Origin of the sequence: Rhodococcus sp. NPDC060086, assembly GCF_042730275.1 — a bacterium.
Classification (GTDB): domain Bacteria; phylum Actinomycetota; class Actinomycetes; order Mycobacteriales; family Mycobacteriaceae; genus Rhodococcus.
Genome location: NZ_JBHWWZ010000025.1, coordinates 1 through 26,216 on the forward strand (window position 1 = coordinate 1; position 26,216 = coordinate 26,216).

General features: G+C 64.0%; 29 protein-coding genes. 21 read left to right on the forward strand and 8 right to left on the reverse strand.

What is annotated here, in order from left to right; translation table 11 throughout:
• The 5 genes from ACFWB0_RS15250 to ACFWB0_RS15270 all read left to right on the forward strand — a co-directional run.
• A partial coding sequence (locus ACFWB0_RS15250; RefSeq protein WP_378491299.1) for a Tox-REase-5 domain-containing protein occupies nucleotides 1-1,132 on the forward strand: 1,132 nt, incomplete at its 5' end.
• Between the two features lie 30 nt (nucleotides 1,133-1,162).
• Nucleotides 1,163-1,840 (forward strand): hypothetical protein, encoded by a 678-nt coding sequence (locus tag ACFWB0_RS15255; RefSeq protein WP_169623140.1) that lies wholly within the window; start codon nucleotides 1,163-1,165, stop codon nucleotides 1,838-1,840.
• Between the two features lie 955 nt (nucleotides 1,841-2,795).
• Nucleotides 2,796-3,902, forward strand: a complete 1,107-nt coding sequence (locus ACFWB0_RS15260; protein ID WP_378491300.1) for a transposase — start codon at nucleotides 2,796-2,798, stop codon at nucleotides 3,900-3,902.
• A gap of 198 nt (nucleotides 3,903-4,100) precedes the next feature.
• A complete protein-coding gene (gene wrbA / locus ACFWB0_RS15265) occupies nucleotides 4,101-4,700 on the forward strand; it encodes an NAD(P)H:quinone oxidoreductase (protein WP_378491301.1) in 600 nt (199 codons plus the stop codon).
• Between the two features lie 44 nt (nucleotides 4,701-4,744).
• Nucleotides 4,745-6,613 carry an FAD-dependent oxidoreductase gene (locus tag ACFWB0_RS15270; RefSeq protein ID WP_378491302.1) on the forward strand — a complete coding sequence of 623 codons (1,869 nt, stop codon included), beginning with the start codon at nucleotides 4,745-4,747 and terminating at the stop codon, nucleotides 6,611-6,613.
• Here ACFWB0_RS15270 and ACFWB0_RS15275 read toward each other — a convergent pair.
• Nucleotides 6,583-7,860 (reverse strand): CynX/NimT family MFS transporter, encoded by a 1,278-nt coding sequence (locus ACFWB0_RS15275; protein ID WP_378491303.1) that lies wholly within the window; start codon nucleotides 7,858-7,860, stop codon nucleotides 6,583-6,585. The genes ACFWB0_RS15270 and ACFWB0_RS15275 overlap by 31 nt on opposite strands.
• Entirely contained in the window at nucleotides 7,857-8,555 is a 699-nt protein-coding gene (locus ACFWB0_RS15280) for an SDR family oxidoreductase (protein WP_378491304.1), read from the reverse strand. The genes ACFWB0_RS15275 and ACFWB0_RS15280 overlap by 4 nt, the downstream gene beginning before the upstream one ends.
• Between ACFWB0_RS15280 and ACFWB0_RS15285 the strand changes: the two genes are divergently transcribed.
• From ACFWB0_RS15285 to ACFWB0_RS15310, 6 genes are all read left to right on the forward strand, one after another.
• Nucleotides 8,539-9,036 (forward strand): 2,4'-dihydroxyacetophenone dioxygenase family protein, encoded by a 498-nt coding sequence (locus tag ACFWB0_RS15285; RefSeq protein ID WP_378491305.1) that lies wholly within the window; start codon nucleotides 8,539-8,541, stop codon nucleotides 9,034-9,036. The genes ACFWB0_RS15280 and ACFWB0_RS15285 overlap by 17 nt on opposite strands.
• Before the next feature lie 46 nt (nucleotides 9,037-9,082).
• Entirely contained in the window at nucleotides 9,083-10,651 is a 1,569-nt protein-coding gene (locus tag ACFWB0_RS15290) for a long-chain-fatty-acid--CoA ligase (protein WP_378491306.1), read from the forward strand.
• 24 nt (nucleotides 10,652-10,675) lie between these two features.
• A complete protein-coding gene (locus tag ACFWB0_RS15295) occupies nucleotides 10,676-10,819 on the forward strand; it encodes a hypothetical protein (protein WP_378491307.1) in 144 nt (47 codons plus the stop codon).
• Between the two features lie 104 nt (nucleotides 10,820-10,923).
• Nucleotides 10,924-11,706, forward strand: coding sequence for an IclR family transcriptional regulator (locus ACFWB0_RS15300; RefSeq protein ID WP_378491308.1), 783 nt, complete (start codon nucleotides 10,924-10,926; stop codon nucleotides 11,704-11,706).
• A 42-nt stretch (nucleotides 11,707-11,748) separates the two neighbouring features.
• Nucleotides 11,749-12,933, forward strand: a complete 1,185-nt coding sequence (locus ACFWB0_RS15305) for a 4-hydroxybenzoate 3-monooxygenase (protein WP_378491309.1) — start codon at nucleotides 11,749-11,751, stop codon at nucleotides 12,931-12,933.
• Between the two features lie 86 nt (nucleotides 12,934-13,019).
• Entirely contained in the window at nucleotides 13,020-14,495 is a 1,476-nt protein-coding gene (locus ACFWB0_RS15310; RefSeq protein WP_378491310.1) for an aldehyde dehydrogenase family protein, read from the forward strand.
• An 89-nt stretch (nucleotides 14,496-14,584) separates the two neighbouring features.
• Here ACFWB0_RS15310 and ACFWB0_RS15315 read toward each other — a convergent pair whose 3' ends face one another.
• On the reverse strand, nucleotides 14,585-15,763 hold the full coding sequence (locus tag ACFWB0_RS15315; protein WP_378491360.1) for an RtcB family protein: 1,179 nt from the start codon (nucleotides 15,761-15,763) through the stop codon (nucleotides 14,585-14,587).
• A gap of 295 nt (nucleotides 15,764-16,058) precedes the next feature.
• Between ACFWB0_RS15315 and ACFWB0_RS15320 the strand changes: the two genes are divergently transcribed.
• From ACFWB0_RS15320 to ACFWB0_RS15330, 3 genes are all read left to right on the forward strand, one after another.
• Entirely contained in the window at nucleotides 16,059-16,427 is a 369-nt protein-coding gene (locus tag ACFWB0_RS15320; protein ID WP_378491311.1) for an STAS domain-containing protein, read from the forward strand.
• A 201-nt stretch (nucleotides 16,428-16,628) separates the two neighbouring features.
• A complete protein-coding gene (locus ACFWB0_RS15325; protein ID WP_378491312.1) occupies nucleotides 16,629-16,817 on the forward strand; it encodes an XRE family transcriptional regulator in 189 nt (62 codons plus the stop codon).
• A 121-nt stretch (nucleotides 16,818-16,938) separates the two neighbouring features.
• The gene (locus ACFWB0_RS15330) at nucleotides 16,939-17,919 is read left to right on the forward strand and encodes a hypothetical protein (protein WP_378491313.1); all 981 of its coding nucleotides are present in this window, start codon (nucleotides 16,939-16,941) and stop codon (nucleotides 17,917-17,919) included.
• A 163-nt stretch (nucleotides 17,920-18,082) separates the two neighbouring features.
• Here the strand turns inward: ACFWB0_RS15330 and ACFWB0_RS15335 are convergent, their stop codons facing one another.
• On the reverse strand, nucleotides 18,083-19,297 hold the full coding sequence (locus ACFWB0_RS15335; protein ID WP_378491314.1) for a winged helix-turn-helix domain-containing protein: 1,215 nt from the start codon (nucleotides 19,295-19,297) through the stop codon (nucleotides 18,083-18,085).
• 72 nt (nucleotides 19,298-19,369) lie between these two features.
• On the opposite strand from ACFWB0_RS15335, the gene ACFWB0_RS15340 reads away from it, so the two are divergent.
• Together ACFWB0_RS15340 and ACFWB0_RS15345 are read left to right on the forward strand one after the other, a co-directional pair.
• A complete protein-coding gene (locus tag ACFWB0_RS15340; protein ID WP_378491315.1) occupies nucleotides 19,370-19,537 on the forward strand; it encodes a hypothetical protein in 168 nt (55 codons plus the stop codon).
• Nucleotides 19,538-19,624: 87 nt separating this feature from the next.
• On the forward strand, nucleotides 19,625-20,050 hold the full coding sequence (locus ACFWB0_RS15345) for a lipopolysaccharide assembly LapA domain-containing protein (RefSeq protein ID WP_378491316.1): 426 nt from the start codon (nucleotides 19,625-19,627) through the stop codon (nucleotides 20,048-20,050).
• 666 nt (nucleotides 20,051-20,716) lie between these two features.
• Here ACFWB0_RS15345 and ACFWB0_RS15350 read toward each other — a convergent pair.
• A complete protein-coding gene (locus ACFWB0_RS15350) occupies nucleotides 20,717-21,145 on the reverse strand; it encodes a universal stress protein (RefSeq protein WP_378491317.1) in 429 nt (142 codons plus the stop codon).
• 279 nt (nucleotides 21,146-21,424) lie between these two features.
• On the opposite strand from ACFWB0_RS15350, the gene ACFWB0_RS15355 reads away from it, so the two are divergent.
• Nucleotides 21,425-21,817 (forward strand): hypothetical protein, encoded by a 393-nt coding sequence (locus tag ACFWB0_RS15355; RefSeq protein WP_378491318.1) that lies wholly within the window; start codon nucleotides 21,425-21,427, stop codon nucleotides 21,815-21,817.
• Between the two features lie 68 nt (nucleotides 21,818-21,885).
• On the opposite strand, the gene ACFWB0_RS15360 is transcribed toward ACFWB0_RS15355, so the two are convergent.
• The gene (locus ACFWB0_RS15360; protein ID WP_378491319.1) at nucleotides 21,886-22,371 is read right to left on the reverse strand and encodes an SRPBCC domain-containing protein; all 486 of its coding nucleotides are present in this window, start codon (nucleotides 22,369-22,371) and stop codon (nucleotides 21,886-21,888) included.
• 3 nt (nucleotides 22,372-22,374) lie between these two features.
• The gene (locus ACFWB0_RS15365; RefSeq protein WP_378491320.1) at nucleotides 22,375-22,716 is read right to left on the reverse strand and encodes an ArsR/SmtB family transcription factor; all 342 of its coding nucleotides are present in this window, start codon (nucleotides 22,714-22,716) and stop codon (nucleotides 22,375-22,377) included.
• A gap of 142 nt (nucleotides 22,717-22,858) precedes the next feature.
• Between ACFWB0_RS15365 and ACFWB0_RS15370 the strand changes: the two genes are divergently transcribed.
• From ACFWB0_RS15370 to ACFWB0_RS15385, 4 genes are all read left to right on the forward strand, one after another.
• The gene (locus ACFWB0_RS15370; RefSeq protein WP_378491321.1) at nucleotides 22,859-23,134 is read left to right on the forward strand and encodes a DUF2510 domain-containing protein; all 276 of its coding nucleotides are present in this window, start codon (nucleotides 22,859-22,861) and stop codon (nucleotides 23,132-23,134) included.
• 43 nt (nucleotides 23,135-23,177) lie between these two features.
• The gene (locus ACFWB0_RS15375) at nucleotides 23,178-23,786 is read left to right on the forward strand and encodes a glyoxalase (protein ID WP_378491322.1); all 609 of its coding nucleotides are present in this window, start codon (nucleotides 23,178-23,180) and stop codon (nucleotides 23,784-23,786) included.
• 164 nt (nucleotides 23,787-23,950) lie between these two features.
• Nucleotides 23,951-24,361: a hypothetical protein gene (locus ACFWB0_RS15380; protein WP_378491323.1), complete on the forward strand. Its 411-nt coding sequence runs from the start codon at nucleotides 23,951-23,953 to the stop codon at nucleotides 24,359-24,361.
• 188 nt (nucleotides 24,362-24,549) lie between these two features.
• Nucleotides 24,550-24,930, forward strand: coding sequence for a hypothetical protein (locus ACFWB0_RS15385; protein ID WP_378491324.1), 381 nt, complete (start codon nucleotides 24,550-24,552; stop codon nucleotides 24,928-24,930).
• Here the strand turns inward: ACFWB0_RS15385 and ACFWB0_RS15390 are convergent, their stop codons facing one another.
• Nucleotides 24,931-26,214, reverse strand: a complete 1,284-nt coding sequence (locus ACFWB0_RS15390; protein ID WP_378491325.1) for an RNA polymerase sigma factor — start codon at nucleotides 26,212-26,214, stop codon at nucleotides 24,931-24,933.
• Between the last annotated feature and the right edge of the window lie 2 nt (nucleotides 26,215-26,216).

Below are 26,216 nucleotides of genomic sequence, written 5' to 3' on the forward strand. Positions count from 1 at the left end.
GGGAGGTGGTTACGGGACCTGCTGCCGCGATTCCTGCTGCATAGTCAGGACAGGAGAAGAGATCACCGTCCTACACCACCTTCTGGGGCTTGACCGCACTCTGGGCAACGAAGCTGAACAACTCGCTTCGCACACCCGGTCCGTTGACAGACAGCGCGCCGCCGTTTCGGGCGAGGGCTGGATAGGAACTGCTAACCAAGCAGCAGACGACCGGATCGCTGACGTATGCACCCGTAGCCGGAAGCTGTCCATAGGGCTAGTCGAAGTCGCCGGCACCGTCGAGAGCGGGCTTTCGGAGTTGCACTACGCCCGCAGAGCGTTGCTTTCGGCGGTCGCCGACGCAGAGGCCGACGGATGCCGCGTCGCAGACGACTGGACTGTCACGATCATCGGGCCGCCGACCGACGAGTCCGAGGCCAAGGTCTTCGAATGGGCCGGTTATCTACGCTTCAAAGCTGCAGCTGTCCAGGAGGCCGACTCCCGTGCCGCCCAATCCATTGCAGACGCAGCGTCAGCCCTGACCTTCGGCTCCAACTCAGGAATTCACGGCTTCGTGCCGATCATCGCGCTCGGTGCTGTCGATCTGGCGCTCATGGCAGCCTTCGCCGCCGGTGCGATCTCGGCAGGCGCGATCCTCCTCTGGGTCTCTGAACACTTTCCGAGCATCGACCTGCAGCAGGTGCTCGATATCATGCCGTCGACCCTGACCAATGATGGTCCGGGACAGTGGGAGTACCCCAACCGTGGCGGCACCTCCGAACGTGCCGGTGCCTACGAGGAACAAGTCACCGGCAGCCCTGCCGGAGTTGAATATGCCATCCCTAAAGCGGACGGCTCGGGCAACGTCCTGTTCGACGGGTGGGACCCGGATGCCGGAGAGAGCGGTAGGCTCATCGAAGCCAAGGGGCCCGGCTACGAATGGATGGTCGGCGACGATGGCCAGTTCAAGCCCAACATGGGCGCAGCCAAATCTCTTCCCGACCAGCTTCGACGGCAATCCGAAGCTGCCGAAGCCACCGGGGCCGAGATCGAGTGGCGCGTCGCCGAGGAGCGAGTAGCTGAAGCCATCGAGGACATGATCGAAGAAGCCGGATACGAGAACATTACGGTCAAGTACGTCCCGCCGGAGTAGCAGGCAACCGCAGGTAGAGGGAGGAACACGGTGGTACTGGATTTCATTGGTGGCTGGGGCGGACGGGTCGAGTCGCCTCACGACGGCGCAGGTCGCTTGCAGCGCTCGCTGCAGGAGATGCCCGACCTGTCCCGGCTCTACTCTCCTTGGCTTCTCAACGGGGTCAAAGACGACGGCACTTTCGTGCATCTCCCGGGTGACATCGACGGTATCGAAGAGGTAGTGGCCGACTCGATCCTCCGGGGTGATGATGGTCTGGCCATGGTGAAGACCGGGTACACACCCGACTTGATCCGGATGTGCGAGGGCAGCTACCGCAAGTACTCGGTACGTGTGGGATTCGACGGGACAGGGTTGAAGAACCACGTCCACTTCTCCCTGGACGATCCCGAGGTTAATCCGTCCGGTGGCATCACCCCCGAGCTTGTCGCCGACCATTTCCGCATCCTCGTCCAGGCATGGGAACCTGATTACCTGTTTGTCAGCACCAAAAAGCACCGTCGGTCGATCGGCTGCAAACCCGGACAGATCTGCGCCGGCTGGATCACCTACGTCAAGGACAAGGTCCCCCTAGACGAAACGACACTCCGCGCCAACGCAATCGAGATCATCCCGGGAGACGGTGGCCGATACGTCCAGCTCAACGGAACCCCTACCGCCCCCGATGTCCACCAGGCCATCATTGTCCGACAAGCTTTGGGCTACTGACGAATGCAGCGCCTTCAGAAGCGCGTGGGGCGGTTGCCAGGACGACGCACGAGCGTCAGATTCAAAGTTTGCACGGGGAGTCAGGCCGGGCGGTGCGACGAGGAACGCGTCCGGTTCTCCACAGGATGGAACAAAGTCCGGTGCGCCGTCGCTCGATCCACTAATTTCGGGCAATGACGTTCTCTCGTGACTTCCTCGCAGAATTTCACGCTGGCGTGCACCCGGACGAGCCCCAGCTACTCGCCCGTATCTACGCGGCCGAGGGCGCTGTCGCCTATCTGGAGGCCTTGGAGCGCGTGACTGATCTGTTGCGCCAGTATGGACGGTCCAATTCCCGCAACCGTACTGAACCTCAGGTATGAACGCATCACTACAACCGATGGCTAGGGAACCTCCCCATCCAAGGGTGACTGTCGACAACCCTTGAATTCGAGGCCGATGCGACGGTGACCAAGACCGATCAGCCGAATAAATTATCGGTCGCGTAGCGTCAAAGATAACTTATACAGACAATCCCGTTCGTCTAGGCAGCTGGAGTGGATCACCTGCCAATACATCTGGCCGCAAGGCGGTGATCCTCACGTACCAGGGCAAAGGACGCAACATCGTGTCGTTTGAACGCACATTCGTGATCCCCTCCGACCGTTCCAGCCACTGAGTTCTGGTCTCGCGGCCGTCTCAGCTTCGCCCCACAACAGGACATACGTCAGGGCAACGAGCAACTACGCCTTCACTCTCCCGTACCCGACACAAAGGTACGAGTGGAGGTACGTGTGGAAGCCCGACATGGCCGTGCTTATCATGCCTTAGTCGGTCTTGTTCTTACCCGGCTGACCTGGGCCGATGCCGTTCATTCACTTTCCCAAGCTGAATACGCGGGTTCGATTCCCGTCATCGGCTCCCACACTCCCGATTCCCTCGGCAGGCGCACGAGCCCTACGATACGTTCCCGCTCATGAGTCGGTTCGGAACTGTCGTCGCAGACCACCATCAGTTCGTGCTGGGCTCGCCCAGCGGGGAGACCTACGAGCCCGAAGAAACGGGAAGCGTCGTGGAAGTCGGCCCCAACTTCGCCACTGTCATGACCGGCGTCGCCTACGGTCCTGTGACGCTCACCGTCGAGGTGCTCGACGACGAACCCTCCGACGTTGTCGATACCGAAGAATGGGGCATCGTCGAGGAAGCCACGGTCAACTTCACGAAGCCGGCGTATGTGCTCACCATGGACGGCGAGAAGGCGTCGGACTTCCCGAAACTGCCGATCGCACGAGGCCTGCACCGGTTTCGCGTGTTCGGCCGCGGACGCGACACCTACGCGGATGCTGCCGTCACCGAACCGACGGAGCATTACCTCGTTCAGATCTGGAAAACGACGCGGCCACGAGAGATGGTCCGACTGCACAAGATCGACGCCGCGTGGGATCAGAGCATCGTCACCCATCCGAAACGCAACTGGTGGGATCCCGATCCGGCCGGAGACGCCACTCTGTACCTGAAATACGGGTACGACCAGATGGCCCGATGGGCGAAGGACGAAGCGATCCGCTGGGGCGGTCGGCCGCCATCAGAGAAACTCCGCTCCAATTACTACGCAATGGGCCTCGCCGGTCTCGACCGACCGCTGGCCGATGCGATCACCCGAGCCCGAACCCCGAAGCTCCGTCGTATCGCGACATGGGCGGCACGCCGCGCGTACACAACCATAGGCATCGCGGAAATCCCATGGATCAGCGCGGGGTTGACAGCGTTGGACCGAGGCGACCCCCTGCCCCACCCGTTCGGCGAGCATGAGCATCTCGCACTCGAGCAGGCATTCCGCGATGAACCGACCATCGACACGACCATCACCGGAGATGCCGAGGACCGCAAGGTGCCCCCGGCACTTCGAGCCATCAGCGTCATCTCCACCGCGGCGAAGACGGATCCGTTGAACGCTGTGTTCCACTGCCTGCACATCGCGGCGAGAACCGACGATTCCGACTACACATCACTGATCGAGGATGTGCGACGGGAGTTCTTCCCGAAGCTGATGCCGGTGGAGCAGTACGAGCGGTGGATCTGACCACACTACTCGCGCATCGATCAGCGTAGACCTGCAACTTTCGTACACCGGGCCCCGATCGGCGACGGGTCCGCATTCATGCCGAAACAGATTTAGTTGACAGTTCAACTCCTTTCGATACAGTGGAAGTAGTTGATAACTCAACTACATTTGTGGGTACACGGATACTTCCGACCCGTCGACCAGGAAGGGACCGACATGACCAAGCTGTCGATCATCTACTACTCCGCCACCGGACACGGAAGCGCGATGGCAGAGCGCCTGACCAAGACCGCCGAGGCTGCAGGCGCCGACGTTCGCGTGCGCCACATCGCCGAAACCCGCGACCCCGTAACGTTCGCCGAGAACCCGGCATGGTCGACCAACTACGAGGCCACCAAGGATCTTCCGGCCGCCACCGGCGAAGACATCGTGTGGGCCAACGCCGTCATCTTCGGCTCGCCGACCCGTTTCGGCAGTACCGCCGCCCCGTTCCAGACCTTCATGGACTCGCTCGGGGGCCTGTGGGCGCAGGGCAAACTCGCCGACAAGGTCTACGCCGCCTACACCTCCAGCCAGACCGTGCACGGCGGCCAGGAAACCACCCTCACCGGCCTGTACACCTCGCTGATGCACTTCGGCGGCATCATCGTTCCGCCCGGCTACACCGATCCGCTCAAGTTCGCCGACGGCAACCCGTATGGCGTCGGGCACGTCACCGGGCCGAACAACCAGAACGAACTCGACGACGCCACGATCGCAGCCCTCGACCACATGGCCGAGCGCGTGGTCACCGTCGCATCCAAGATCGCGGTCTGAGACCACTTCTCACACACCGCGAAACTCGAAGATCGCAGGATCTCATGGCCGGCAAGACAACTCGATTCAGCGGCTCCATCGGGACGGTGGCGCAGAAGGGTATCCCGCAGGAGGTGGACGTCGTTGTCGTCGGCTCCGGCGGCGCCGGCCTGACGGCAGCACTCACTGCAGCCAAGGAGGGCGCACGGGTCCTCGTGGTCGAATCCCGCGAACTCGTCGGCGGCGCCACCGGCATATCCGCCGGTGCAGCATGGATTCCCAACCACGGCTTCTCCACCGATGACCTGAAGGTGAAGGACGACCTCGACCAGGCCCGTCGCTACATCTACGGCCAGGGGCGCGACAAGATCCTCGACCACGACATGATCGAGAAGTTCCTGGAGACCGGACCAGAGGTCGCCCGGTACATCGAGGACAACACGTCGTTCGGGTGGATCCCGACGATCTGGCCCGACTATCGCTCCGACATCGAGGGCGCGTCCGTGGGGCGCGCACTCTTCCCGGGCCCCCACTCGCCCGACGGGCTCGGCGAGGCAGCCCAGTACGTGCGCCCTGCGCTGACCACGGGCATGGCCAAGAACCCTCTACCCTTCTGGCTGCTCGGCGGTATCGGCATCGAGCAGATCTGGCTCGCCGGGCCTGCTCTGATCGGCGCGCTGCTCGAGGCGAGCCTGCGCAACGGCGTCGACGTGCGCGTCAAGGCCCCCGCGACCCGGCTCGTCGTCGAGGACTCGAAGGTCACCGGCATCGTCGTGATGGCCGGCGGCGCCCCGCACACGGTCCGCGCGACCAAGGGCGTCCTGCTCGCCAGCGGTGGCTACGAGAGCTCGCCGGAACTGACGACGACCCACCTCGGCGCACCGTTCGGTGTGCAGGTCTCCCCGAAGGGCCACGACGGCATCGCCATGCAGCTGGCCGAGGAAATGGGCGCAGACCTGACCGGCATAGACGACGCGTGGTGGATGCCCGGCGTGCAGCTGCCCGGCGAAGAGCTCGAGGGTCAGCCCCTCAGCCGTGTCTTCCTCGGCGAACGCGCACTGCCGCACAGCATCATGGTCAACAGCAAGGGCAAACGGTTCGCGGACGAAGCGCTGGCCTACGACCAGTTCGGGCAGATCATGCGCGAGGTGGATCCGGAGACCGGCACCATGCCCAACGTGACCGCATGGTTGATCTTCGACCAGCAGTACTGGACGAAGTTCGGCATCTTCGGCGCCACCCCCGGAGGCGACGTGCCCGAATGCCTGTTCCAGGCAGATACTCTCGCCGATCTTGCGAAGAAGATCGGCGTCGACGAGGTCGGGCTGCTGCGCACTATCGACCGGTTCAATCCGGATGCCGCTCGCAGCAACGACTCCCAGTTCCACCGCGGCGACACCCTGTTCGACCGCTACTTCGGTGCGTACTACCCACGGCTGGGCACGTTCTCACCCGACAACCGTTTCCCTGCCGCCACCGCGAAGGCCCGCACAGCACTTGCCAAGGTGATCGGACCGGTGGTCGACAAGCTCGCCGGACGGGTGGCGCGGAAGAACGATCCCGAACGCTTGCGTTCGCTCATCGTCGGTCCGCTCGCGAAGATCATCCGGCCGGTGCTGAAGAGCCCGAAGTCGAGTGTTCTCGGCCCCGTCGACACCGCGCCGTACTATGCGCTGAAGGTCGAAGCCAGCGCGCTCGGTACGGTCGGTGGTCCCAGGACCGACGCCGACGGACGAGCCCTGGACACCGACGGCAACGTCACCCCCGGTCTGTATGCGGCCGGAAACTCCGGTGGTGCAGCCACGAAGGGCTCCTACGGCGGTGCCGGCGGCACCATCTCACTCGGACTCGTGTTCGGCTACCTGGCCGGCCGGGACGCAGCCAACCAATCACCGGTTGAGTCTCACTCGCGCGAGATCCCGTCCTCCAAGTAGCGGTCGGGCTTGCTCATCTGCCATGCCCCGATCAGCATGGGAACCGCCGTCACGGCGTAGACGAGCAACGCGGGCTTCCAGCTCCCGGTGGCGGAATCGAGCCAGCCACCGAGGAGCGGGCCCAGCGTGCCGAACAGGTAACCGACACCCATCGCGAAACCGGCGAGACTCCCGGAGCCCTGTTCGGTCCGGGTGCGCCTGTTGAACATCGCGATGGCCAACGGGAACGCACCGCCGATGAAGCCGGTGAGCACCGCCCACAGCATCGGAATCCCCGGAGCCAGAGCCATTCCGAGGAATCCGATCGCGGGGAGAAGCGTGAGTGCGGCGGCGTACGGGAACGGGTTCCTCAGCTTCGATCCGACCAGCGGACTGACCAGAGCCATCGGTAACGTCAGGAATGTGAAGATCGAAAATGCTGTGGCAGCAACGGTTTCGTCGTGTCCAGAGTCCTGGAAAATCGTCGGCATCCAGGCCAGCATCGCGTAGGTATTGAGCGAGGCCATCGCATAGAACAGCGCAGTGCCGACCGCGATCGGGTTGCGCAGCAACTGTCCCATGCCGAGTCGGTTCTCCCCCTCGGCCGCGGCGGCCAGTCCGACCGGCCACGCGGTCGACGGGGTGCGCGACACCTTGATCAACTGCACGATCCACGGAACCGCGGCGACGGCGGAGAGCAGCGCCCAGGATCCGATCGAGAAGCGCCATCCTCCACCGGCATCCGCGAGCGGCAACGCCAGCATGGCGGGGATGGTCGCGCCGGCCTGCATCAACAGGGCGAAGGTCGTGAGCATCGGCGCCGGTCGGTCGGGGAAGTATTTCTTCACCAGTGGAGCACCGACGACGTTGCCCATCCCCATGCCGAACAACGCCACGGCAGACAGGATGAGGAACAGCGGGACGCCACCGACCACCGAACGTGCGAACAGGCCCACTGCAGCCAGGATCATCGCGACGCTCGCGGTGAGTTCCAAGCTGGTTCGTCGAATCAACACCGGCGCCGCGAAGCCCGCCGCACCGAAGAACAGGGTGGGCAGCATTCCGAGCAGTGTTGCGGCTGCCGCACCCATTCCGAGGTCCTCGCGGATCTCGGGGAGGAAAGGCGACATGCCGGTCACCGCGGACCGTAGCGAGATCCCCAGTAGGACGATGCCGACGATCAGCAGCAGCCGACCGCGCCACAGTGATCGAGGTTCGGATTCAGCGCTTCGAGAGTCCGCGGCCGAACCGTCGGACGGCACGGTCATTGTGCGGCCTTCGAATCCCCGTCGATGCTGATCTGCTGGCCGGAGATCGTGCGGGCGTGCGGCCCGGAGAGGAACACGGCGAGCGCCGCGATGTCGGCGGGATCGGTGAACGCCTTGATCGACTGGTTCTTCAGGGCGTCGGCCTTCTCCTCGTCGACCGACCTGCCGGACGTCTGCGCGCGGCCTTCGAACACCTTGTCCAGACGTGGGCCGATCACCGCTCCGGGATGGATAGAGTTCACGGTGATGCCGTGCGGGCCGAGTTCCTGCGACAGCGTCCTGGTGAACCCGACCAGCCCCCACTTGGTGGTGGAGTATCCGATGCGGTTGGGATATCCGAACCGGCCGGCCAGCGACGACATGATCAGCACGCTGCCCGAACCCGCTTCCTTCAGCAGCGGCACGAAGTGGCGGATGACGGTGAAGGTACCGTCCAGGTTCACCGTGACCACTGATTCCCAGGCATCCGGGTCGTAGTCCTCCACCGGCGCGGTGGGGCCCGCGATGCCGGCATTGCTCACCAGCACGTCGACTCCGCCGAGGTGCTCGCGTACGTCGGCGACGAGTTGCCGCACGTCGTCCGGCGAGGAGACGTCGCCGACACTGGCGTTTCCTCGGATTCCTGTGACATTAGACACAAGAACCCAACAGCTCCTCGAGTGAACAAAGGAAACTCCCATGACCGCTTTCGCCATCCCCGCAGCTCTGACCCGCCAGACCAAGGACCTGCCCTGGACACACGGAGTACTGGCCCCGGGACTGTCGATGCAGCTCTACGTCGCAGACGTGGAGAACGGGTTCTTCGTCGTCAAGACCCGATTCCAGCCGGACACCGTGATCCCGACCCACATGCACACCGGTGCCGTGCACGGCTTCACCGAATCGGGCAAGTGGTTCTACCGCGAGTACGGCGACGACTCCGTGAACGTGGCCGGCTCCTACATCTACGAACCGGCCGGCTCCACCCACACTCTGGAAGCTCCCGCGGAGAATACCGAGGTCACCGACGCCGTCTTCCTCATCCACGGCGCACTCATCAACTACGGCGCGGACGGCAACGTCGAGAGCGTCGTCGACGCGGCCGGCGCCCGCAGCCTGTACTTCTCCCTGCTCGAGCAGCAGGGCGACACGCTCCCGCAGATCATCCAGGGCGGCAACTGCACCTTCACCGACTGATTCCTGAGCCGAACCGAGTAGACGAGAACTCCAGACAGGAACGACGATGAACGAAAACATTTCCTCCGCCCTCGACCGCGCAGCTCGACTGTTCGGATCACGAGAAGCAGTGGTGGATGGAAACATCAGGTGGACCTACCGGGAACTCGGCCGGTACGTCTCGGCATTCGACGCCGCGCTCGACGGTTTCCGCCTCACCGAAGGTGACGTCGTGGCCGTGCTGGCCAAGAACAGTCGAGCACACCTCGTCGCCTGGCTGGGGGTTCCTCGCAGTGGCCGGGTCCTCAACGAACTCAACACCCGGCTGTCGACACCCGAGATCGAGCTCATCCTCGACGACTCCGCCTCCCGCGTACTGATCGTCGACGAGGATTTCGTCGACGTCGGCCGCGAGTTGGTCGAGACCGTCGAATCACTTGACACCCTCGTCTACGCAGGCACCGGTGAATGCCCTTCGGATTGTGTGTCTTTCGATGACATGATCATCTCCACTGCACAGCCTGCACCGAGAGAGATCGAAGGCAGCGCTGTCGCGGGGATCTTCTACACCGGCGGTACCACCGGCCGCCCGAAGGGCGTAATGCTCACGCACAACAATCTCGTCGCCAACGCCAAGCATGCTCTGATCTGCCTGGGTTACACCGAGAATGCCGTCTACCTGCACGCCGGCCCGATGTTCCACCTCGCCGACGGTGCGTCCACGGTCGCTCTCACCTGGGTCGGTGGCAAGCACGTGATCGTGCCGGGATTCGAGCGACGAAACTGGCTGGAAACAGTTGCGCAGGAGAAGGTCACGAGAGCAATGCTCGTGCCGACCATGGTCACGATGCTTCTGTCCGAACCGATCCCCGAGGACGTCGACATCTCGTCTCTCGAATCGGTACTCTACGGTGCTTCCCCCATGCCGCAGTCCGTCCTGAAATCGGCGATCGATGCGCTCGGATGCGATTGGTGCCAGGTGTACGGCATGACCGAAGGCGCGCCGATCATCACGTTCATGACCCACGACGACCACCGTCGGGGCGTCTCGGGTGCCGACCCCGACGCGGCAGCACGCTTGCGTTCGGCCGGCCGGCCTGTCGTCGGCGTGGATCTCGAAATACGCACCGAGACATCAGAGGTGTGTGAGCCCGGGCATGTGGGAGAGATCGTCGTCCGCGGCCCCAACATCATGCTCGGCTACCTCAACCGGCCCGACGAGACAGCAGCGGCGCTCGACGATCAGGGCTGGTACCGCACGGGTGACATGGGGTACATGGACGAGGACGGCTATCTCTACGTCGTCGATCGACTCAAGGACATGATCATCTCGGGCGGTGAGAACGTGTACTCCACCGAGGTCGAGAACTCGCTCTACCGGCATCCCGACGTACTCGAGGTCGCGGTGTTCGGGATCCCGGATCCCCGATGGGGCGAGGCCGTCCATGCCGCGGTGGTCCTGCGTGAGTCCGCGAAGACCACCGAGGATGAACTGCGTTCGCACACCCGCGAACTCATCGCAGGTTTCAAGGTCCCCAGAGTGGTACACATTCTCGACGGAGCACTGCCCAAGTCGGGGGCCGGGAAGATCCTCAAGCGGAATCTGCGCGATCGCTACGCGCCTGTAGCAACGTAGGACCTGCGGATCTGCCGTCTATTCTTGAACGACCAGATAGGTGACGCTGCCGCCGTCGACGGTGAGATTCCCGGCGCGGACGTCGAGCTCGCTGCCAGCGGCACGCACGAGGGGTTGTTCTACCGCCCCACGGTGCTGGCGGATCTGACTCCGGAGATGCCCGCGTGACGCGACGAGATCTTCATATGTACGTGATATGGCGGTTGGTGCTTGGATATTTCCTGACAGCAACCGTCATTTCGCGTATCTACTCCTCGGACGATAATCGCGACATGGCCAACTCCCCTTCCGGTGACTCCATGCTCGACCGGGTCGTGCGCATTCTCGAGTCCTTCGACCGCACCCAGCCGGCGCTGACAGTCAGCGCGCTCGCTCGTCGCGCCGACATCCCGCAGCCGACGATCTACCGGCTCATCGGCGAGATGGCCCAGCACGGGCTCGTCGCGCGGGAATCCGGCGGCAGGGTTCGGCTGGGGCTGCGACTGTGGGAACTCGCCGCGCGCAGTTCACCTGTCGAGGGCCTGAGCGAGACGGCGTTGCCCTTCCTTCAGGATGTGCAGTCGGTGGTGCATCAGCACACACACCTGGCGATTCTCAAAGAAGGCGAGGTGCTCGTCGTCGAGCGATTGTCGTCGTCGGGGTCGGTGATCAACCAGGCGACGGTGGCGGGCCGGATGGTCGCGCATGCCACGTCGATGGGGATGGTGCTACTCGCACAATCCCCCGTCGAGGTTCAGGTCGGGTACGAAAAAACACATCCAGACCTCGACAAGCTCTTCCCCACCACCTCAGGTTCGTTCCGCAGCACCCTCGCGGAGATCCGTCGGCGGGGTTACGCGAGTTTCGACGGGGTTCTGGACGACGGGACGACGGGCATCTCGGTGCCCGTCGTCGACCGGTCCGGCCATGCCCTGGCTGCGTTGGGGGTCGTAATCCCCACCGATGTCGAGCAGCGTCAGGCGATCATCGCTGTGCTCCTCACCGCTGCGCGCGGCATCGCCCGCGCTCTCGGTGAACACCCCGCAACGACCTCAGATTTTCTCATTGAACGATAACGACCCTCGCGCAGTGCCGTGCATCACAGGATGGTTGCAGGCATGAGCACAACCATCGTCTCCACGCAGGTCGGCATCCTCGGCGGCGGACCCGCCGGCCTCATGCTCTCCCACCTGCTCGCCCGCGCGGGGATCGACAACGTCGTCGTCGAGAAGCGCGACCACGCCACCATCAGCACCACCCACCGCGCCGGCATCCTCGAACACGGCTCCGTGCAGATGCTCGCCGAGACCGGCGTCGACGGTCGCGTCCTCACCGACGGCCACCGCCACGACGGCATCGACCTCCGCTTCGGCGGCGAAAGCCACCGCATCGACTTCCAGGATCTCGTCGGCGAATCGGTATGGCTGTATCCGCAGAACGAGGTGTTCGTCGACCTCGCCGCCGCCCGTGCTCGCGACTGTGGTGACGTCCGGTGCTCCGTCAGCGACACCGAGGTCCTCGACGTCGCCACCGATACCCCGAAGATCCGGTTCGCCGAAGCCGACGGCACCCGCGTCGAGGTCCGGTGTCGCATCCTCGTCGGCGCCGACGGTTCGCGGAGCATCTGCCGCCAGGCCGTCCCGGACCGCACCGATCACTTCATCGAGTATCCGTTCGCGTGGTTCGGGATCCTCACCGAAGCACCGCCGAGCGCACCCGAACTGATCTATGCGCGTTCCGAGCACGGTTTCGCACTGATCAGCCAGCGCAGCGACACCGTGCAGCGCATGTACTTCCAGTGCGATCCGGGTGAGGACGCCTCGAGTTGGAGCGAGGAACAGATCTGGGACGAGCTGCAGCGTCGCGTCGACGGAGCCGACGGCTTCGAACTCACGCGCGGCCGCATCTTCGAGCAGATGGTGCTGCCGTTTCGCTCGTACGTGTGCGAGCCGCTGCGCCACAGCAACTTGTTCCTCGTCGGGGACGCCGGGCACACTGTCCCCCCAACCGGAGCGAAGGGCCTCAACCTGGCACTGGCCGACGTGAAGGTCCTCGCCGAGGCACTGACGTCGTTCTTCGGCGACGGCTCGACCGCGCTTCTCGACGGCTACAGCGACACCGCACTGCGGCGGGTGTGGAAGGCACAAAACTTCTCGTACTGGATGACGTCGATGCTCCACACCCGCTCCGACGCCACGGCGTTCGAACGCAAGCGGGCACTCGGCGAGCTGGCCACTATCACCGAATCCCGTTACGGTCAGCAGTATCTCGCCGAGGGATACACCGGCTGGCCGTCGAAGTAGATTTCATCCGATTCCGCTGTCGACGACACGCACAGGGACCGGGCGACCGTCGACAAACAGCAAGATCAGTGAGGAGTTCAAACCCCATGACAACAGATCTCGATTCAACCGCCACTTTCGCCGGACAGCCGGTTTCCTCCCAGTTCATCGGAGGCGAGTGGCGTGAGGGACGCTCCGAACGCGTCCTGACCGACACCAATCCGTTCGACGACTCCGTGGTCGCCACGATCCGTCAGGCCACGGTGGAGGACGTCGACGACGCGTACACCGCAGCCCGGGAAGACCAGAAGAATTGGGCAGCAACCGGGCCCGCCGATCGGGCCGCGATCCTTCGCCGCGCCGCGCAGATCCTCGACGAACGTCGCAGCGAGATCGCCGACTGGCTGGTCGCCGAGTCCGGGTCCACCCGCATCAAGGCCGACATCGAAGTGTCCCTCGCCATCGGCATCACGCTGGAGGCGGCGTCGTTCCCGGCACGCGTCCACGGTCGGATCTTCGATTCGAACACTCCGAACCGCGAGATGCGGGTGTACAAGAAACCCATCGGAGTCGTCGGAGTCATCAGCCCGTGGAACTTCCCGCTGCACCTGTCGCAGCGGTCCGTCGCACCCGCCCTGGCGCTCGGCAATGCGGTCGTGATCAAGCCCGCGTCGGACACCCCGGTCACCGGCGGCCTGCTGATCGCCCGGATCTTCGAGGAAGCCGGCCTGCCCGCGGGCGTACTGTCCGTGGTGGTCGGTGCCGGTTCCGAGATCGGCGATTCGTTCGTCGAACATCCTGTACCGCGATTGATCTCGTTCACCGGATCGACGCCCGTCGGCAAACAGGTCGGTTCGGTCGCGACCAGCGGGAAGCACCTGAAGAAGGTCGCGCTCGAACTCGGCGGCAACGCGCCGCTCGTGGTACTCGACGACGCGAACCTCGACGCAGCCGTCGACGCCGCGGTGACCGGGTCGTTCCTGCATTCCGGCCAGATCTGTATGGCCGTGAACCGCATCATCGTGCAGGCGCCGGTGTATGACGAGTTCGTCGAACGATTCACCGCCGCTGCACAGTCCGTGCCGCACGGCGATCCGGCCGCCGAGGACACCCTGATCGGGCCGGTTGTCAACGATTCGCAGTTGAAGGGCCTGCAGGACAAGATCGACCAGGCCCGGCAGGACGGTGCGCGTGTCGCGGTCGGCGGCGAGATCACCGGCCGCGTGGTGCCGCCGCACGTGTTCGTCGACGTCACGCCGGGCATGGAGATCGCGCGCGAGGAGATTTTCGGGCCGATGGTCGCGGTGTTGCGTGCCGACGACGAAGCGCACGCCTTGGAGTTGGCGAACGATCACGAGTTCGGTCTGTCCAGCGCGGTGTTCACGCAGAACATCGACCGCGGTCTGCAGTTCGCTCAGCAGGTCGAGTCTAGCATGACGTTCATCAACGAGATGACGGTGCAGGACGAGGCGCACGTGGCATTCGGCGGCGAGCGCAATTCGGGCCTGGGCCGTTTCAACGGTGAGTGGGCGATCGAGGAGTTCACCACCGACCATACGATCGGTGTGACGCGCCTGGTGTAGGCCGGCGAGATCCGGTTGGTGTATGCACATGACGGTTGGTGTACGGATATTTCCGTACACCAACCGTCATCTCGTACACCTACGCGGCATCAGGTGCCCTTGACGTTGAGGACCTGACGCAGCTCGTGCACCACCTCGACGAGGTCGCCGGCGTCGGCCATCACGACGTCGATGTCCTTGTAGGCATCGGGGATCTCGTCGATCCACTGCGGGCCGTGCCGGTACTCGATACCCGTCATTCGGGCCGCGAGGTCGGCTTCGGTGAAGCGGCGCTTCGCTTCGGACCGGGAGAACCGGCGACCGGCACCGTGCGGTGCGGACTGCAGACCGACCTCGTTCCCCTTGCCGCGCACGATGTACGAGCGGGTACCCATGCTTCCCGGGATGATGCCGACGATGTTCTCGTGCGCGTCGATCGCACCCTTACGCGTCAGCCACACCGACTCGCCCAGGTGCTCCTCACGCTGGGTGTAGTTGTGGTGCGTGTTCACGCGCTCGACCTCGACGGTCTTCACGTCGACGCCGAGCCAGTTCGCAAACACCTGCAGGAACCGGTCCATCATCTCCGTGCGGTTCAGGTAGGCGAAGCGCTGCGCCCAGTGCAGTTCGGCGATGTAACTGTCGAACTCGGGCGTCTCCTCCGACAGATAGGCGTGGTCACGGTCCTCGAGGTGTATGGACCGCTCCCGGATCAGCTTCTGTGCGATCGCAATGTGCTTCTGCGCGATCTTGTTTCCGACGCCACGCGACCCGGAGTGCAGGAACAGCCACACCCGGTCGGCCTCGTCGAGGCACAGTTCGATGAAATGGTTTCCACCACCGAGGGATCCGAGCTGCTGACGCCACTTCGGCGAATGCGACAGGTCGACGTCGTGCTTCGCGGCAAGCTTCTCGAGCTCGTCGAGCTTCGTCACGGTGAACCGGAACCGGTTCAGCTTGTCGTTGTAGTTTCCGGGCGACAGCGGGATCGCATCCTCGACGGCCAGCCGCAGCTGCGCGAGCGAGCCGGTGAGATCGGCGAAGCTGTAGGCAGTGCGCACGGCAGACATTCCGCACCCGATGTCCACACCCACGGCAGCGGGGATCACCGCGCCGACGGTGGGGATGACCGTGCCGACCGACGACCCCTTGCCGACGTGGGCGTCGGGCATGAGCGCAACGTGTGGGCGCACGAACGGCAGCCGCGCCAGTGCCTCGGCCTGGCGACGGGTGCCGTCGTCGAGGATGGACGCAAAGTTCGCGATCCGCCGTTCGATTCGCGGGGACATCATTCAACTCCGTTTCGGTTTCCGAAGGCCGCAGACACTGTTGCGGGCCGCTACCTTCGAGGTCCCACAACGGTATCTGCCGCAGTCAACCGGTTATTTCTCCGAGAAGGACCCCGAGATTCGGCGCTCCCCGACCTGAGCCTCCGCGAGGACGAGGCGGCACGGATATCCGAGCCGAAAGTGCGCGGCGGCATGGCAGTTGATCGATCAGTACGTCGCGAACGCAGCGTTGTCGCACTCGGCCATACCGGATGCGGTGCATCGTGTAGGGCGGTGAGCCTGGATAATGGCGCTTATGGATGAACAGTCGATCGAATTCGGGATGACTCTGCGGACCACCCGCAACGGCTCTGTTGCCGTGCTCTCGGTCAGCGGTGAAGTGGATCTGGCCAGCGCTCCCCTCTTGGAGGAAGAAGCGCTCGGCTTGCTCGAGGAAAACCCGTCCGGTCTGATCATCGACCTCACCGACGTGCACTTTCTCTCCTCGATGGGCATGGCCCTCCTCATGGGGCTGTCCAAACGCACTCTCGACAACGTCGGCTTCGCAGTGGTTGCGCACGGAAATGCCACCGCCCGCCCCCTGGAACTGCTGGGGCTCAGCAAGATCCTGACCATCCATCCGCGTCTGGACGATGCGCTGGCGGCTCTCAGAGCCGCAGAGTAAGGATTATCCCGGACGCCCGCGCAAGACCTGAGGTCCACCTACATCGACTTCACACGCCGTCGAGCATGCCGATTGCGCCCGCGACACAGTGGCGGACTCTCCAGTCATGCACCCGTAAAAGTCGTGGCGATATCCAACAGCGTTGACCTCACTATGCCCCGTCATTATCGTCTGCCCCACAGAGCCGAAGGAGTAACGGGGATGACCGAGCGTTTCCTATCCCGCGCGGAGGTTGCCGAGATCATCGGGGTCAAGCCGACCTCGCTCGTCACCTACAACCTTCCCGAGCCGGACGTTCTGATCGCAAAAATCCGCGGATGGCGACCCGAGACGATCCGAGAATGGCAGTCCCGACGACCAGGCCGCGGAGCACGAACTGATCTTCGGTAGCGCCACCACAACCACATAAGAGGCCCGCCACGAGTTCGCACCTCGCGACGGGCCGGATAGTCCGACTGAAAAGGAGTCGAACCATGGGTCAGCATACCCATCTGTCCATCGAGGTGTTCTCGTGAGCACCATCGAACGTGGATACAGCCTTCCCACAGACAATTTCACCGTGATCCCGAACTCCTGGGTGCGCGATCGTCAACTATCACGTCGTGCACGCGGCCTGCTCGTCGAACTCATGTCCCACCGCGCCGGGTGGAGGACGTCCGTCGCGGCCCTTGCCAAGACCGGCGCCGAAGGGGAAGCGGCGATCAAATCTGCCATCAAGGAACTCGAGTCCCACAGGTACCTGCTGCGCGTCATCGTCACCGACGAACGAGGTCGGCGGACCGGGACACGCTACGTGATCACCGATCCCGCACAGCAGGAACCACCCAGCTCAGACCCATCAGGCGAAAATCAGCCGATGGACAACGAAGACGACGCACCATCAGGCGAAAATCGCCCCATGGATCACTCTGAAAACGGTGATTCTCCACTGGACGATTTCCCACCAGTGGATGATCCGCCCACTAAGAAGAACATCCTTCAAGAAGAACATCGTCAAGAAGACTTCGAAGAAGAAAACAACCGCCGCCGCGTCGTGAACGAAACTCACCACCGCGCGAACACGAGCGAAACCGCGGCGGCCGCAGATTCCACCGACAATGCAGACGACTTCGACACGATCAAGGCCGAGTGCGATACGGCTGCGGGCGGAGTCGAGAACACCGACGCACAGATGAACCTCGATCTGCTCGAGGCATCCCTCCGCGGCCGTCACCTGACCGCGAGTTTCCACAAGCTCACAGCCGATCACCGCGCCGAGATCTCCGAGCTTGTCGGGCGTCACGGTGCCGCCACGCTGGTCGAGTCCGCGCAGAACCAGCACCGCCCGGACTCCCCTGCTCGGTTCGTCCAGGCCTGGCTGCCCACGTGGCGCGAAATCCCCAGTGTGCGCATTTCGGAATCTCGTGTGCGTGTCAAGGCGTGCGCACACGGGTACGTCAGCGAGGACGAGTTCGGTCGCGCGGTCTTGTGTTCGTGCGGAGGAAGCGCGTAATGCCTGCACCCGTCTCGGTCATTTCACTCGGCATTGCACATCCGGGTTCATTCGATATCGAGGAATATCACAGACTTTTGACGAATCTGGTTCAGGCACTGGGAAACAGCGCACTCATTTCATCGATCTATTGCGTCACTGATGCACTGGCGATCTGCCTGCCTCACAACTGGGCCGCGAGTTTCGCAGCCAGATTGCCGCGATCCCCTACCACGACGCCGGAGAGCCCGAGCCAGTTCGCCATCGCGAGTAGCTCCGCCGCGAGTGCCTCTGCAACGGCGCCGACATCCGCTCCGTCCTCGACGAATGCACCCGGTACACACAGTGCATCAACTGCTCTGTCCGCCTTGAGATCTACGCGCGCAACGAGTTCGCCGCCCATGAGAAACGGGAAGACGTAGTACCCGTGCACACGTTTGTGCGCAGGCGTGTAGATCTCGATGCGGTACCGGAAGCCGAAGATGCGCTCGGTGCGGGGTCGATAGAACACCAGCGGGTCGAACGGGCTCAGAAGCGCGGTGCCTCGTGCGCGACGCGGCACTCGCGCCTCCGAGTGCAGATACGCGGGCTCGCCCCAACCTCGGACAGCGACCGGAACAAGTGTGCCCTCGTCCACGAGGTCTGCGATGGCGGGCCGTGCCTGGTCAGCAGAGAGTCGGTAGTAGTCGCGCAGGTCGGCGGCGGTCGCGACGCCGTGCGCTCGCGCAGATCTGCGAAGCAGCTCCCGGACTGCGTCGCCCTCGTCGATACGGGCGGCAAGCACGACGCCCGGCAGGACCCGTTCGGCGAGGTCGTAGTAGCGGATGAAACCGACCCGCCGATCTACCGACAACTCCCCCACCGCGAAGAGTTGCTCGCAGACCACTTTGACGTCGCTGCGGTCCCACCATGGCCCACGGCTGCCCGATGGCTCCACTCGGAGGTGCTTCTCGATCTCGCCCGCCGACGCAGCACCGACCGAGGTGATCACATCGAGGATGTCCCGGCTCATGGTCGGGTTGCGTTCGAGAACCCGTCGTTCGCCCTCCCACCGGCCCCCTTCGTAGCGGTGCATGCGCCACCTCATCAGCGACCAGTCTTCGACGGGGATCAGCGCCGCTTCGTGCGCCCAGTACTCGACAAGTGCGCGTGGCGTCCGTGGGCTGTGATGCCACGCCGCGGCGTCGAGGATGTCGCGCTCGTAGCCGCCGATTCTGCTGAATACCGGCATATAGTGCGCGCGAACTGCCACGGAGACCGAGTCGATCTGAAGTAGGGCCGTCCGATCGACGGTCTGCAGCACGCGCCGCCGAGTGACCGAGCCTGCCGGACGCCGGTCGGTGAAGCCCTGAGCGGCAACAGCGGTGCGTCGGGCCGCCGCGGCGGTCATCTCGAACATGGGCCAACCATGCCACCCACCCCCGACAGCGACGAGCTCGGATCTCGCGGGTGCGCGTGCCATCATCTTCAGGTGACGACGGAGAAACGGTGGTGCCGTAGGCCGGTTGTTGGGGGCGCAGTGTTCGGCCTCCTTGTTGTGATCGGAGTGTGGGCGGTGCAGCGGCTCAGCGACGGGCCGGCATTCGGCGCTGCCGAATGGGAGATGGATCCGATCGGGCGGGACGACCTGGCCGGATGAAGGAGTGTGCCCCCGACCGGAAACGGTCGGGAAGCCGCCGAACCGCACCGGGGATAACCGGCACGAAGTCTGGGTACTCCACCGGACATGGCAACCACATCGAGGGACCCTGGCGATCCGAACCCTGATTCCTCGGCGTCCTCGCACCGCAGCGACGTTCCCGCTCCCCCCTCGGGCGGCGCACCGGATCCGGACGCCGTCGATGAACTGCATCCCGACCTTGCCCGAGGTAAGGGCATCAGGCGCACCCGCACCGGCGCACTCTGGACTGCCCTGGTGACCGGTGCACTCATCCTGCTGTTGCTGTTGGTATTCATTCTGCAGAATCTCGACAGCATCACCCTCGAACTATTCGGATGGGACTTCTCGCTGCCACTGGGCGTGGCACTGCTGTTCGCTGCCATCGCCGGGGCGATCATCGTCGGAGCCGCCGGAGGCATACGGATCCTGCAGCTACGGCACGCCGCCAATAGGCAACGTTCACTCAGCACCGGCCCGCGAGGTCGATCCTGACGATGCGGCCGACGACGCCATGCTCGCCCTGGCCGCCGCGGTCGTCGACCGGGCTCGTCGGAGCTGGGTGCGACGAACAGAGTGCCACAGCCGATTACGGCAATCGAGCTCCTGGTAGGGGCAGGGGCGTAAGCACTTGCCGACCTACCAGGAGCTCGCCTGTATTCACTCGTCACACACCGACGCTCACCGAGTTCTCAGATGCATTCCGAAGACTGTCGTCCCGTGTGAACATCCTGCCTGGTTCCTCTACGAACCATTGTCAGGATGCCCACTCCAGGGCCCGGTCTCAGGAACTGATTTTTCCGATCACATCGGCACGACAGACAGCAACCAGGTGTAGGCCTCGACGAGCGGGGTGTGAATCGCCATGAATCCAGCTTCTACCAGTGCGCGCATGTTGCTGCTCCTTGTCATCGACATCCGGGCCGACACGATTCGGCTCGGCGACGGCCTTGCACCGTCTATGGGTACTTCGGCGCCGGAACTCACCCGGATGGGTGGCAATCCGGAGAAGATCACGGGCGCACATCAGGGCCGTACCGCGCCGTATAGGTCTATCTCGCGACCGGATACGCGAAGAGACGAGACAGACGCGAACGGTCGACCGTTCGCGTCTGCCTTTTTCCTTCGCTTCTGCTCCCGAGGGGTTGTTACGCGACAGAACTATGTCGTGTGGACGACATAGACATCGCACGATGCGTGCGCGGCCACATCCCGCGCGATGCTCCCCAGCACGCGAACCGGCCCCTGGACTCGCCGATTGCCGACGACGATCAACCCGGCGTCGAGATTGCCCGCGACACGCACCAGGGCTTCCCCGGGCTTTCCTTCCTCGGCAGACGTGCTGATCCGAGCCATCGGGATTTCTCCATGGAGGCGGGCGCTCACGGAGTCGGCGAGCTCCATGGCGCTCCGTTCGGTGGAGAGCAGGAACTCGTCACCGCCGACTTCCACTCGTTCCGCCTCGAACTTCCCGTAGGCCGACACCACCCGGAGTTCGGCGTCGAGTGCCACAGCAAGTTCGGCGGCACGTCGCGCGGCCGCAAAAGCGGACTCACTGTTGTCGACACCGGTGACGATCTGCTTGATCATGTTCAGGACTCCTGACAGCCGGAAAACGCGAATGTACTTACACGCCGAGATGATACGAAAACCTTCGCGTCCGGGCGTCCGATTGGCGCGCCGGCATTCGGGTGTAATGAAATTCGTTCGTCTCCCGATATGCGGGCCATGAAGTTTTCACATCGCATTACTTCAGTCGCCGCTGCTGGCTTCATGGGCACTGCACTGCTCGTCGCCGCGCCAGGCGTTGCCGGCGCCGCTGATCCATGTCAACTCGGGTGGTCGAATGTGGGACCACGAACCTGCGCCATGACGAACGTACAGATGCCTCCGGTGCTGACATTGGGGAACGGCATCTGCGCCGGCATCATGGTGCCGTCCGGAACGGCGTTCGACGGACCGCTGGCGCAGTACTCGTCGGCTCCGGGCGCCTCCCATGCGATCGAACTCCGTATTTCGCAGGGCTTCTCACCGCTCGGTGAGTGGGCACCGACCCTGTTGGCCTGCGACGTCACAGCGATCGTCGATTGGCACAATCTCGACACCGGCCGTAGCGGCTCGGTCAGTCAGTTCATTCCGGCACATCACACCAGCACGCGCCCCATGATCGTGCACGCATTCACGGGTCCGGGCCAGGTGCAACTCACCCTGCGGACCGACCGCCCGAGCATTCCGGTGTCGACTCAGGTCGCCGTCCCCTGACGGCAGCCACGATCGGGTGCCCGTATCCGGCACCCGATCGTGGGTTTCGCGTTGCATCTCGCCGCTGTTCAGGACGCCAGTAGTCCGTCGATCTGGCCGATCGCCGAGGACGCACCTTCGACGACACCCATGTCCAGCACCTTCTGCAGTGCATCGGCCGATTCGTACGTGCTCACGTACGTTGCTCGGGTGCCGCCGTCGCGCTCGACGAAGGTGAAGACGTTCTCCGAGACGGGCAATTCCGGATTCGGTGTGAAGTCCTCGTCGGAGAATCCGTCGGCGAACGAAAAGCTCCGCGGCGGGTCGACTGCCGTGACCTGCCAATATCCGGAGTACTTCTCATCTTCGGGGCCTGTCATGTAGTAGTTCGTCCTCCCACCCGGCCTCAGGTCGTGGTCGACCACGGTCGCGGGGTATCCCGGAGGGCCCCAGATTTTCTCCAGTTGGCGTGGGTCGGCGTAGACCTGCCACACCCGCTCCACAGGCGCGGCGAAATCGGCGGTGATGGTCAGGGTCAGGTTGTCGAGATCTTGTTCGACGTCGGTGACAGGCATGGTTCAGCCCTTCTTGGTCGAGTCCGATGCGATGAGTTCGTCGATGCGTGCGATACGACCACGCCACACCTGCTCCAGCTCGGTGAGCATGGACGCCACCGATCGCACCGCTTCCACGTCGCCGCTCGCCAACTGCTCGCGACCACTGCGTCGCTTGGTCAACAGACCGGCTTTCTCCAGCACGGCAACGTGCTTCTGAACCGCGGCGAAACTCATCTCGTATTTCGCCGCGAGTGCGGAAACCGAGCTCTCCCCTGCCAGCACCCGGCGCATGATGTCGCGTCGAGTTCGGTCGGCGAGGGCATGGAACAGGGCATCGGCCCGGTCCTCGTCGTCTCCGTTCACGACCCCAATATACAACCATTTGGTTGTACGTTGTCAAGGGTCAGGACCACCCTTTTCGGGGAGTGACGCAAACCTCAATTTTCGGGCGTAACACCACCCGACCCGGGCGGGATATTCAGCGGACGAAAGGACAAACAAGCCCATGATCACGCCGCCGCCCGGCTGGTACTCCGACCCCCAGACTCCCCGTCTCATCCGCTGGTGGGACGGCGAACGGTGGACCGCGCATACCCACCTCGCCACCAGCTCCGGACCCCCGGCAGCAGTGGCTGTTCAGTCGGAAGCTCCGCCTATCGCCGAGGACACTCCGCGGGGCTGGTTGATCACGACCGCGAAGATCGCGGGCGGGCTCTTCGTCATGCATCTGACTCTCGTCGCGTGCGACCGCCTCGCGCTCGGCCCGCTCACTCTTCCCTGACACCCCTGTCGCGCGACCGTCCCCGGGATTTACTGTGGCACCCATGGTCTCCATCGAGTCACTTGTCCTCGAGGTTCCCGACCCTTCCTCGGCCGAGGCGTTCTACGTCGACGCCTTCGACTTGGGTGATCGGGTACACGTCCGCGCGTCCGACGCGCCTTCGACCGGTTTCCGTGGGTTCACGCTGTCGCTCGTGGTGGCGCAGCCGAGCACCGTCGATCTCCTCGTCGCCGGTGCTCTCGACGCCGGTGCCACAGAGTTGAAGCCCGTCAAGAAGAGTCTCTGGGGTTACGGCGGCGTCGTGCAGGCTCCGGACGGCACGATCTGCACGCTGGCGGCCTCATCGAAGAAGGACACCGGCGTTGCAGACCGGAAGATCGACGACGTTGTGCTGCAACTCGGAGTCGAGGACGTCAAGACGAGCAAACAGTTCTATGCCGACCAGGGCCTGACCGTCGCCAAGAGCTTCGGTCGCAAGTACGTCGAATTCGATATGCCCGGCGCACCAGTGACATTGACACTGCTCGGACGCAGCGCACTTGCCAAGACCGCAGGCGTCTCCCCCGACGGCACTGGATCGCACCGGCTCACCATCCGCAGCCAGGCCGGCGCCTTCATCGACCCCGACGGGTTCACCTGGGAAGCCGCGTAGACGACGTTGCGCCTTCGTGACACCCGGCGTAACGGCAAGGACACCGCACCGACCGAGTGTTACGGATCCCTTGCAAAGCACCCGGTTTGCCACACCCGCCTCCGACGGAACCGCCCATGATGGACATCGGGTCGGAACCTCAGCCGCAATCGGAGGTACCTCGAATGGATGGCAGACGAGTCCGGCGCGCAGCAGTTGCTCTCGCAGCGCCGCTGGTACTACTGACGAGCTTGGCGCCGGCGGCGTCGGCGGATATCGAAACGACCGTGAGTTGGTCGGTCTTCACCAAAGAGGACTCGGTGCAGGTCCGGTTCAACTATCACCAACCCCCTGACAGGAGCTCGCCCTATACGTGCGTGGCGTCGATACTGAGTGCAGGCAGCAGAAGCATCGACTTCAACACGGTCACGTACGGCACCGTCGAATTCACGGGCGTCAGCGAAGGCACACACACCGTGAGTGCGACGTGCGAGAACAGCGATGGTATCCAGCAAAGCGTCGGGAGGATCCTCTTCCACCTGCCCGGCCCCGACCACTGGCACCTCGCCCGAACCCAACACGCCGTCATCGATTGATCGTCACGGAAGTTTCCTCTCCTCCCACGAGTTTCCCCACCCACACGACCAACGGAAACCCGCACGAGGGGAGGAAACTTTCATCGGCTCGACAGAAGTCGGAGGATCGTCGGTTACGTCCGAATATCGATCGATATCGGTTCGGCGGAACCGTGGTGGAATGCGCGTATCTGCGGTGGAATGGAGCGATGAACATCGCTGAAACGCCACCCACCGAACGACGCCGAAAGGCACTCCAGGCCATCAAGGACCTCGGGCGACAACGCAGCGATCATGCTGTCCTGAAAGTGCGATGCCCCAAGAGCCACACCGTGGCCGCCGTGTACAAGACCGAAGAAGGACCGGTGGTCGTGTGCGGAGTCGGACCGGGCGGCCACGGCTCCCGCGACCGTGAAGCCAACAATCGTGGCAACGACTCACTCGACGACAAGTTCATCGACACCGTCGAAGCCACCCAATTCGAGGACGACGAACTTCCGGCCGGTTGCGGTTGCGGGCCGCGCACGCTGTCCCGCAAGAAGCTGCAGGCCGCAGTCGCGGGCCACGAGCACATCGTGACCCTCACGTAGCTAATCCGGCCCGAGCGACTTCAGGTCCAGTTCATCCACCTTCGTCAGGAGGACGGCGCGTTCGCGTTCGTTCCCCGTCGCCTCGGCCGCGACGAGGAGCTCGGCCCGTGCCTCCTCGATGCGCCCCAGCTGCGCAAGGAGATCACCCCGCACGCTCGGAAGGAGGTGATATCCGGCGAGTTTGCCCGACGCCACGATCTTGTCGACGTACTCGAGCGCGGGCCCCGGCCCGTACGCCATCGAGACCGCCGCCGCATGGTTGAGATCCACCACCGGTGACGGTGCCAGACGCTGTAGCGCCTCGTAGAGCAGTACGATTCGCTTCCAATCCGTATCCGAGAACTCTGCGGCACGCGCATGACACTCCGCAATCGCAGCCTGCAAACCGTAAGGTCCGCGGCCACGACCGATCGCGTCGGCGCGGTCCAGCGCCGCGAGACCGCGGGTGATCTGCCCGCGGTCCCACCTTGTGCGGTCCTGGTCCGCCAGCAGAATCGGTTCCCCCGACGCCGTGGTTCGTGCGGGGAACCGCGATGCCGTGAGCTCCATGAGTGCGACCAGTCCGTGTGCTTCCGGCTCGTTCGGGACGAGTTCGGCGAGGATCCTCGCGATCCGCAGCGCCTCCGCGCTGATGTCCGGTCGCAGCCACTCGTCGCCCGAGCCGGCCGCATACCCTTCGTTGAACACCAGATACAGCACGCCGAGCACCGCGGAGAGTCTGTGCGCGAATTCGTCGCGGCCCGGCACCTCGAACACCGCTTTCGCGGCCGTGAGCGTCTTCTTCGCGCGGACGATACGCTGCTGCACCGTCGACGTCGGTGTCAGGAACGCCCTTCCGATCTGTTCGGTCGTCAAACCGCCGACGAGACGAAGTGTCAACGCCACTTGCGCTTTCCGTCCCAGCACCGGGTGGCACGACATGAACATCAGGCGCAGGACGTCGTCGTCGATGCGGTCGGGATCCCACGACGGATCGTCGAACTGCGACGCATCATTCTCGAGTTCCCGTGCCATGCGCGCATGTCGCTCGTCGAGGCGTTCCTGCCGTCGCCAGGTGTCGATAGCGCGGCGGGTGGCGACGGAGGTCAGCCACGCCGCAGGGTTACGGGGGACCCCGGCGGCAGGCCACTGCTCGATCGCTTCGAGCAGTGCCTGCCCTGCGAGATCCTCGGCGAAGTCGAGGTCTCCGACCTTGCGGGTGAGGGTCGCGAGGATCTTCGCCGACTCGATCCGCCACACCGCGTCCACTGCGCGTCGCGCGCGAAGTGTCGCGTCTTCGGTCATCA